12 protein-coding genes are annotated in these 9,697 nt (G+C 31.7%); 2 read left to right on the forward strand and 10 right to left on the reverse strand.

Annotation, left to right across the window (positions count from 1 at the left end; translation table 11 throughout):
* The 9 genes from HKP59_RS07515 to HKP59_RS07555 form a co-directional block, all read right to left on the reverse strand.
* Positions 1-416 (reverse strand): M20/M25/M40 family metallo-hydrolase (locus HKP59_RS07515; RefSeq protein ID WP_291805198.1); only part of this gene is annotated, 416 nt, incomplete at its 3' end.
* A 14-nt stretch (positions 417-430) separates the two neighbouring features.
* A complete protein-coding gene (locus HKP59_RS07520) occupies positions 431-1,834 on the reverse strand; it encodes a sodium:solute symporter (RefSeq protein ID WP_291805201.1) in 1,404 nt (467 codons plus the stop codon).
* 12 nt (positions 1,835-1,846) lie between these two features.
* Positions 1,847-2,290: a GNAT family N-acetyltransferase gene (locus HKP59_RS07525; protein WP_291805203.1), complete on the reverse strand. Its 444-nt coding sequence runs from the start codon at positions 2,288-2,290 to the stop codon at positions 1,847-1,849.
* A gap of 1 nt (position 2,291) precedes the next feature.
* Entirely contained in the window at positions 2,292-2,486 is a 195-nt protein-coding gene (gene rpsU, locus HKP59_RS07530) for a 30S ribosomal protein S21 (RefSeq protein WP_291805206.1), read from the reverse strand.
* 207 nt (positions 2,487-2,693) lie between these two features.
* Positions 2,694-3,170, reverse strand: a complete 477-nt coding sequence (locus HKP59_RS07535) for a MarR family transcriptional regulator (RefSeq protein WP_291805208.1) — start codon at positions 3,168-3,170, stop codon at positions 2,694-2,696.
* A gap of 24 nt (positions 3,171-3,194) precedes the next feature.
* The gene (locus HKP59_RS07540; RefSeq protein ID WP_291805210.1) at positions 3,195-4,436 is read right to left on the reverse strand and encodes an FAD-dependent oxidoreductase; all 1,242 of its coding nucleotides are present in this window, start codon (positions 4,434-4,436) and stop codon (positions 3,195-3,197) included.
* A gap of 3 nt (positions 4,437-4,439) precedes the next feature.
* On the reverse strand, positions 4,440-5,450 hold the full coding sequence (locus HKP59_RS07545) for a 4-hydroxyproline epimerase (protein WP_291805211.1): 1,011 nt from the start codon (positions 5,448-5,450) through the stop codon (positions 4,440-4,442).
* Between the two features lie 6 nt (positions 5,451-5,456).
* Complete coding sequence (locus HKP59_RS07550) at positions 5,457-7,040, reverse strand: aldehyde dehydrogenase (NADP(+)) (RefSeq protein WP_291805214.1); 1,584 nt, start codon at positions 7,038-7,040, stop codon at positions 5,457-5,459.
* A 24-nt stretch (positions 7,041-7,064) separates the two neighbouring features.
* On the reverse strand, positions 7,065-7,970 hold the full coding sequence (locus HKP59_RS07555) for a dihydrodipicolinate synthase family protein (protein ID WP_291805220.1): 906 nt from the start codon (positions 7,968-7,970) through the stop codon (positions 7,065-7,067).
* Between the two features lie 142 nt (positions 7,971-8,112).
* Here HKP59_RS07555 and HKP59_RS07560 point away from each other — a divergent pair, with 142 nt between their 5' ends.
* Entirely contained in the window at positions 8,113-8,955 is an 843-nt protein-coding gene (locus tag HKP59_RS07560; RefSeq protein WP_291805216.1) for an AraC family transcriptional regulator, read from the forward strand.
* Here the strand turns inward: HKP59_RS07560 and HKP59_RS07565 are convergent.
* Complete coding sequence (locus HKP59_RS07565) at positions 8,952-9,245, reverse strand: MmcQ/YjbR family DNA-binding protein (RefSeq protein WP_363288999.1); 294 nt, start codon at positions 9,243-9,245, stop codon at positions 8,952-8,954. The genes HKP59_RS07560 and HKP59_RS07565 overlap by 4 nt on opposite strands.
* A gap of 50 nt (positions 9,246-9,295) precedes the next feature.
* Between HKP59_RS07565 and HKP59_RS07570 the strand changes: the two genes are divergently transcribed.
* Positions 9,296-9,697: recombinase family protein (locus tag HKP59_RS07570; RefSeq protein WP_291805218.1), on the forward strand; the 402-nt coding region annotated here is incomplete at its 3' end.

Consider the following 9,697-nt stretch of genomic DNA (forward strand, 5'->3'; position numbering starts at 1 on the left):
TTTCCATTTTCTTCTGATGGTTGAAATAATAAAATAACTTTTCCTTTTAATAGAGGCTTTTTTTTTAAAACTCTTGCCAAACCTATTAGTATGGCAGCGTGGCCATCATGTCCACATTTATGAGAAATTCCTGAATGTTTAGATACATGATCAAAAGTATTTTCTTCTACAATAGGTAAAGCATCTAATTCTGCTCTAAAGAGTATGGTCTTTCCTTTTAAATCTCCATTAAAAACTGCAGCAACACCGTACCCTCCAAGTTTAGTTATAATTGTTGTTGGATTACATCGTTTTAATTCGTCCACAATAGCTTGAGCTGTTTTCTTTTCATTTCCTGATAATTCCGGAAATTGATGTAATTTTTTTCTGAAATTTGTTAAATATTTTAATTCTTCAACAGTTAATATTTCTGACATAATAATTTCGTCGTTTATTTTTTAACAACTAAATAAGCTAATAGTGATAATGAAATTCCTATTAAAATTGGATCGAAACCATAGGGAATTTCTACTTTTAAAAATGTTAAAATTAATGTGGAAAAACCACCTAATAACATTGCAGCCAATGCAGCCTTTGGTTTTCTTTTTTTGGAAATAAGAATACCTAGCACAGGAATTAACAAACCAGACACCATAAAGGAATAAGACAAAAGCATTAAATCTAAAACACTTTGCATACTACTTGCAATAAGAATTGATATACCTCCAATTAAAAAAGTAGTGATTTGCGAAATTCTTATGGTGTTTGGACTTAAATCTTTCAACCCTAAAATATCAGTTACAAAATTTCCCGAAGCTGCTAATAAACAACTGTCTGCTGTTGACATTATTGCCGAAAAATAGGCAGATAACATTAAACCCATAAAGCCAACAGGAAGAACCGTTTTAAGTAAAATAGGCATTCCCATTTCTGGATCCATTTGCAAAGCATTTTCATACCCATCGGCTATAAAAAGTCCCTTTGCTGCTGCAACTCTTGCAAATAAACCCAAAATCACACCCATAAATGCCATAACTGGATATTCGAACAACCCAGCTATAAACCATGCTTTTTTTGCAGTTTCTTCACTTTTACACGAATAAATTCTCTGATAAAGTGTCATTCCAACAAACCAAATAGGCACAATAATAACAAACCAATTTACTAGTTGCACCCACGATACATTTTGTAAAGAGTAAAACTTATTGGGTAAGGCATCTACAATTTCGTGGTAACCCCCTAAATAATTGTAAGCAATTGGTATTCCAATAAAAATTAAACCAAACATCAAAATAATCCATTGAAAAGTATCTGTGTAAATTACAGCTTTCATACCTCCAAAAACAGTGTATAAAAGTGCAATTCCCCCCATAATTAACAAGGCATCTAATAAATCAAGACTTGGAAATGTTCCTGTGGCTAATTTTGCACCAGCTAAAAACTGTGACGAGGTAAACCCTAAATATCCTATAAAAGATATAACTCCGGCAACCATAGCTACAGTTGCTCCATAGTTGTGTTTTAAAAATTCTGGGAAGGTTAAAAAACCATATAAATTACCTTGCTTTACCACTTTGGGAATTAAAAACACAGCACTAAGCCAAGCACCAATTAATCCTGTAAAAAGCATCCACGAACCTGACAAGCCCATCATAAATCCTAATCCTCCTAAACCAATTGAAAATCCGCCTCCTACATCTGTAGCAACAACCGAAAGTCCAACATGAAGACTATTCATTTTACCACCACCAATGTAATAATCTTTAACATCCTTATTTTTTTTAAAATAGTAAAAACCTATTCCTAGGACTAAGATCATATATATTATAAAAACAATAATATCTACAATTTCCATATATAATCTCTACTATTTTTTTAAACGCATTTCTAAGTACTTATTCTCAAATCCCAATTTCTCATATAAGTGCTTTGCAGGATTGTTTGGCTCTACATGTAATGCAATATCTCCATTCGTAATTTCAATGGCTTTTTGCATTAGTTTTTTACCAACACCTTTTCCTCTCGCATTATTATGTACCGCAATGTAAACAAGAATGTTTTCTGGAATATATCCTCCCATTCCAGTTTCATTAATAATGGTCGCGCCTAAGATTTTTGTATTTTCTTTTATGATAAGAACAAATCCACCAAACGAATGGTCTAAGTCTTCAATAGCATAATTCAAACATTTTAAAATGTCATTTCTTTTATCGCCATACTCCTCTAAATGCTTATACAAGAATGCTACTATTTCTTCTTTTTGTTGTGCGGTTGGTTTTGCTACTTTATTGTAAATACTAAAATTAATCATTTTATTGATTTTCCTGGTCTTGTAAATGTTGTTTATAGCAAGCCTTTTCTATTTGTTTTCTTCGTTTTACAGACTTTTTTGTGAAGTGTTTATTCTCTCTTAATTGATTTATCAACTTTGTATTTCGCGTTTTTCTCTTATAGCGTTTTAAAGCTCTATCAATATTTTCACCATCTTTTACTGGAATTATTAACATATATATAAATTTAATTTTTAAAATCTGTGCTAAAATACGAAATTGTTTCTATAGAAACAATTAATAAAGTATAAGGTTTATTAATAAAAAAACACTAAACCTTAATTATTTCACAACTATTAATATTAAAAAACTTTAATTATTAAGATATCAATATAGTTTCTATAGAAGCTATATTAAATTAATAAAATGCTAATATGAGAATTTCTATTCTTTAGAAAATTCTTCAGAAGTAATAATGGGTGAAGCATCAAGCTCTTCAACCTCCATTATATTTGTTAAAATATCAATTCCATCAATAATAGTTTGTAATTTTTCTGGTGGAAGCGCTTGCAATTTTTTACTTAATTTTTGCTGAAAAGTAATTGGAGCATTTTGCAATAATTCTAAACCAACTGTTGTTAATGAAATTAAAGTAACTCTTTTATCTGATGCATTTGGAAGTTTTGCCACAAAACCTTTCCTTTCTAATCTTCTTAAAATTCCAGAAATAGTACTAGCATTTAAGTTTAAAAAAGTTTTTAGTTTAGCTGCATTTGTTCTATAATCTTCCTGTTCTGCCAAATACTGTAAACATAATAATTGAGGGATGCTTACTCCTTGCTCTTTTTCAACTCGTTTACTCTCCAAGTTAACCGAACGTACAATTTTTCGTAATTTTATTAAAATATCAATAAAAGTCATTTGTCAAAATTAATCAAAATTAAATTATTTCATCTTAAATGCTGAAATATCAATTGATGTATGTGCTTCAGAAACTAATTCGGATACTAGTTTACCAGTTGCAGGTGCCAAACTCAAGCCCATCATTGCATGACCCGTTGAAATAATTAAATTAGAAAATTTATTCGGCTTTTCAATAATGGGCAAACCATTTGGTGTACAAGGCCTAAAACCAGACCAAATTTTTTTGTTTTCAAGAGTTTGAAATTCAAATTCAGGATAGAAATTATTAATAGTATCTTCAATTCCACCTAATCGCATCAAATTTATTTGAGTATCATTTGTATTTGTTATTTCTAAAGTCCCACCAAATCTAATCGAAGAATCTAATGGTGTCACTGCCACTTTTCCATCACATAAAATAGATGGCACGGAAGGTGAGTTCAGTTGCTTTAAAATATCAAAACTATAACCTTTCCCTGGTAACAATGATAGTTTAATATCCAACTTACTTAATACTTTTGGGCTCCAAGAACCTGCGGCTACCACAAAAGAATCTGCTTTAATTACTCCTTTATTTGTCATAATCTCATTTATCGTACTTTTTGTTGATTTAAAATCAATAATTTCAGTATTAGTCTGAATTTCAACATTCATTTTTAATAATTCTTCTTTTAAGAATTTCATAAAAAGATTTGGTGATAAATGCGCGTCTGTTTTGTAGTGAACCGCTCCCAAAGCGTTTACAACAGTATTTTTTTCTAAATTTTGAATTCCTTCTTTATCTAAAAAATCAATTTCAATTCCAAAACGTTTTGCTATTTGAGCTGTTTTAATTTCTTCCTCCCCAACTTTTTCATTTTGATACAACATCAATAAACCTTTTTCTTCATATAAAAATTGTTTTGATGCTTTCGCAAATTCCTGATATAATTCTTTACTCAAAAAAGAAAGGTTTTTTAAATGAGACATCGAATTATCTACATGTTTCTGATTAGAGTTTTTATAGAACTTAAATAGCCAATCAATAAGATCATAACTAAAACCTGGCCTAACATAAAACGGACTTTTGGGATTCAATATCCATTTAATTCCTTTTTTAATCATCCCTGGTTGAGCTAATGGAATGATATGACTAGGAACTATCATACCCGCATTTCCATAAGAAGCTCCATCCAACATATTTGATTTATCAATCACAGTAACACTATGCCCTTCTTTTCGTAAGTAATAAGCGGAACATAAACCTATAATTCCACCTCCAATAATCAGTACTTTTTTACTCATATTTTATAAAACTTGAAATCCGTGTGCATACGGATCATCTTCATCATCAATAATGATAGTGTTGTATCCATATATTTTTGCCCAACCTTTAATACTTGGAATAATTGCAGAAATTTTCCCTAATTTAGTTTCCTCTACAATTTCACCTATAAACTTTGAACCAATAAAACTTTCATGAATAAATTCTTCGCCTTTTTTTAATTTACCTTTTTCATATAATTGCGCCATTCGTGCTGAAGTTCCAGTTCCACAAGGTGAACGGTCAATTGCTTTATCTCCATAAAAAACAGCATTTCTACCTGAAGATTTTGAATCTATTGGGTTTCCAGTCCACATAATATGAGAAACATCTCTTATTGTTTCATCCTCTGGATGAATAAATAAATTTGTATATTTTTCATTAATCCGAGTGCGTATTGTTTGGGAGTACTGAATTAATTTACTCGCAGTAAAATTATGAACTCCACTAAAATTTTCTTGTGGATCAACAATAGCATAATAATTTCCTCCATAAGCAACATCAAATGTAATTTCACCTAACTCGGGGCAATTGATCGTGAGATTTTCTTCCGCTAAAAATGATTTTACATTGGTCAATTTTACCCAATCTACTTTTTCACCTGTTTGCTGATACTCAATTTCAACCAATCCAGCCGGAGCTTCCATTTTTACTTTTCCCGGTGTATTTGGAATTATTAAACTCTCTTCTATTGCTACTGTAATTGTACCAATTGTTCCATGTCCACACATGGGTAAACAACCAGATGTTTCAATAAATAAAATAGCAAAGTCATTATCCTTATTATGAGGTGGAAATAAAATACTCCCGCTCATCATATCATGTCCTCGAGGTTCGAACATTAAACCTTTACGAATCCAATCATATTCTTTTAAAAAATGTTGACGCTTTTCACTCATTGAATTTCCAATAAGATTTGGACCTCCCGATTTTATAACTCTTACGGGGTTACCACAAGTATGCGCATCTATGCAAGAAAAAGTGGTTCTACTCATATTAAGCTATAAAGGGTTGGTCGTTGTTTTTCCATCAATTACTCGTGAAATTCCAAGTGGATTTTCGTTTCTCAATTCTTGTGGCAATAATTCATTTGGCCAACTTTGAAAGCTAAATGGTCGTACCCATCTTTTTATAGAATTTATTCCAACTGCCGTAAACCTGCTATCTGTTGATGCCGGATAAGGACCTCCATGAACCATCGCGGGACAAACTTCAACTCCAGTTGGTACTCCATTATAAATAATACGACCTACTCTGTTTTGAAGCGCTGCCACAACTTTAGTAAAACTTCCTATTTCATCGTTTTCAGTTAAAATCGTTCCTGTTAATTGTCCTTCCAAATTTGAAATTATTTGCTCCAATTGTTCGTTATCTTCGCATTGAACAACCATAGAAAATGGACCAAAAACTTCTTGATGCAATGATGTATTCTTTAAAAAAGTAGCGCCTTCAACTGTTGTAATTATCTGTCTAGCGAAATTAGTTGAGACATCTTTATCAAAAGCGACAACGGTTTGTAATCCCTTTTGAGATTGCATTTTAGCTTTGTTATTTTCATAAGCTCCAATTATATTTGGATGTAACATACATGAAGGTTCAACTTTTATAATTTCCTCAGATAAAACTTGAATGAAATTTGATAAATCGTCTCCCTTCATTCCTAAAATTAAGCCGGGATTTGTACAAAATTGACCTGAGCCCAGAGTTATTGAACCTGCATACGTTTTTGCCCAAAATTCTCCCTTATTTTTAGCTGCATTTGGTAAAATTACAACTGGATTTACACTTCCCATTTCTGCAAAAACTGGAATAGGTTCTGCTCGTTGAGCCGCCATATCAAATAATGCTCTACCACCTCGAATACTGCCAGTAAATCCAACTGCTTTTACTTGTGGATGCTGAACTAATTTTACACCTACATCAATTCCACTACTGTTTAAATTTGAAAAAACACCATTTGGCATTCCTGTTTTTAATGCAGCTTTAATAATGGCAGAAGCAACTAATTCGCCTGTACCCGCGTGCATTGGATGTGATTTTACAATCACAGGGCAACCAGCTGCTAGAGCAGCAGCGGTATCTCCTCCAGCTGTAGAATAGGCTAATGGGAAATTACTAGCACCAAATACTACTACTGGACCTATCGGAATCATCATTTTTCGAATATCAACCTTTGGAATTGGTTGCCTATCTGGTTGAGCCGTATCAATAGTTGCTTCAACCCAAGAGCCTTCTTTTACTAAATTAGCGAATGATCGTAATTGAAAAGTAGTTCTTCCTCTTTCTCCAAGCGCTCTGCCTTCTGGCAGTCCAGTTTCTGAACAAAATGTTTTAATTAAATCATCTCCTAATACCTCAATTTCATTGGCTATTTCGTTTAAAAATTCACTTTTTTTAGCACCTGAAACATTTTTGAAAGATTTATAAGCTTCAGTAGCAAGCGAAACTGCTTTATCAATTTCAATTTGTGAAGCTTCTGTGTAAACAATATCGTTTTCAGTATTTGATTTTGGATTGAATGTTTTAAAAGTAATTTTTCCAATAGAAGACAATACATTTCCAATATAATTTTTTCCTGTAATCATTTGATAATTGTAATTTTAAAGTTGTTATAATTTTGGCAATACCGGTCGTGTTTTTATTCCTTTATCAACAATTTCAAGCACATGCCTTCTTTCTTCTCCAACTAAAGGTAAGCGAGGTTCACGAACATATTCTGTTCCAATTCCTGTTGCAACTTCTGCCAACTTAATATTTTGTACTAATTTAGTATTTATATCTAACTCTAGCAATGGTAAAAACCAACTATATATTTCTATTGCTTCTTTAATTCTGCCTGCTTTTACTAATTTATATATAGTGACTGTTTCAGCGGGGAAAGCACAGACTAAACCAGCAACCCAGCCATTTGCACCCATTAATAAACTTTCCAGTGCCAAGGTATCAACACCACATAAAATATTAAAACGATCTCCAAACCGGTTCCTCATTCTTGTAACATTTGAAAGGTCTCGTGTTGATTCTTTCACTGCCTGTATATTTTTGCATTCGGATAATTCTTCGAACATGCTTAAGGTAACTTCAATTCCATAATCTACAGGGTTATTGTAAATCATTATGGGTAGTGGTGTGCTATTCGCCACTTTTTTAAAATAGGTAACGGTTTCTCTAGCATCTGCTTTATAACGCATTGGTGGCAACATCATTAAACCTGTTGCGCCATATTCCATCGCTTTTTTTGCAGCATCAATGGCAACAGTAGTAGATTGCTCTGCAATATTGAGAATTACTGGAACTTTTCCTTTTACAATATCAACCGTTTTTTTTATCAATACTTTTTTCTCAATATCGGTTAAAGTACTCGCTTCTCCTAAGGTTCCTCCAAGGATAATTCCGTTAACCCCTGCTTCTAATTGTGCGTTAATATTAATTTCAAAATTTACTAAATCTAATTGATCATCTGATGTAAATTTTGTTGTTACTGCAGGCATAACACCTTCCCATTGTATATTCATGACTTTCTTTTTCCCAAATTTAATACAACTACCAACTGATAAATTAGATATTTCTATCAATTTACAGTATTATTTTACCTTATTATTTGTATTTTATTTGTATTTTCGTCACAAATAAGATTAATTTAAGCATAGCAAATACATGAAAGTTTTACCTTTTAAAATTCCAAAGCCTGAAAATGTTACCTTGTACATTCAACATTATAAAGGTGAATCTTTCTATGAAAAGTTACATCAACACAAAGAAATTCAAATAAGTTTAATTACAGAAGGTGAAGGAACTTATATAATAGGTGATTGTGTGGGTGAATTTAAAAAGGATGATATTTTTGTGATAGGCGAAAACCTACCTCATATCTTTAAAAAAGATAAGTCTTTAGAAGAGGAAACAGAAATGATCTCATTATTCTTTTCTAAAAACTCATATGGTGAAGGATTTTTCAATTTGCCTGAATTTGAGAATTTTCAAGATTTTTTTAATGAAATTGGTCTTGGACTTCAAGTTTTTTCTAACAAAAAGAACCTTTTTCAATTATTATCTAATATTGGTGAGTTACCAAAATACGATCAGTTTATTTCATTTTTGGAAGTACTACGCTTAATATCTGTATCGAAAAAGCGCACTTTATCTTCGCTCATAAACCTTAAAAAGTATGGAGGGAATGAAGGAAAGCGTATGAGTGATATTTTTCAATATACTATGAATAACTATCATAAAGAAGTTACACTTGACCAAGTTTCTGATATTGCAAATATGACCCCTAATGCTTTTTGCAGATATTTTAAACAACGCACTAATAAAACTTTTGTGAATTTTTTAATTGATATACGTATTGGTAATGCTTGTAAATTGCTAACTAAAAATAACGATTTAAATATTACCGAAATTTCTTATAAATCTGGCTTCAATAATTTAGCAAATTTTAATAGAAAATTTAAAGCGATTAAAGGTGTTACACCTTCAGAATATAGGAAGAAACATTAAAGAAAACCTAGTTCTCTTTGTAGCTTTTTAGTCATATTTTTAACGACCAATTCGTAAGAGTGATCTATAAGCTCTTCAATTAAACTATTTGGTATTCCCCCTTCAATAGCAATTGTATTCCATAATTTTTTATTCATATGAAAGCCTTCTATTATTCCACTGTACTGTTCACGAAGCTCAATAGCTCTTTCTGGATCACATTTTAAATTAACCGTTGTTGGTTGATGATTTAATCCTGATAATGCAAACATTTTGTTGGCAACTTTAAAGACTAAGGTTAATTCAATAATTGTAAGGGTAAAATTAAAGTCTTATATTTACTAAACTAAATAATCATACTATGTTAGGTATTCTATGCAGAATTTCAGGAGATAAGGAAGAAGGAAAAGACCGTTCTATTCATGAACAAGAACTACTTGGGATAGCTCTCGCTTCCAAATTGGGATTATCCTATAAACTTTATAAAGAAGAAAATGTAAGTGGTACACTACCAATAGAAGAGCGCCAAGAGCTTGATAGGTTACTCAACGATATAGAAGAGGGCAAAGTAACATCAATGTTCATTTGGGTCCAAAATCGACTAGAGAGAAATCCACAAACAAGATATATCGTACTAGAAACTCTTAGAGAACATCATTGTAGGCTTTTCATTGAAACGGGTGAAGTCGATTTATTTGATGATGATGCAAATATGTACGGAGATATTCAAAGTTTATTTGTTGCCAATTATGTAAGGGATACT

This window comes from Lutibacter sp., from assembly GCF_013041805.1.
Taxonomy (GTDB): Bacteria; Bacteroidota; Bacteroidia; order Flavobacteriales; family Flavobacteriaceae; genus Lutibacter.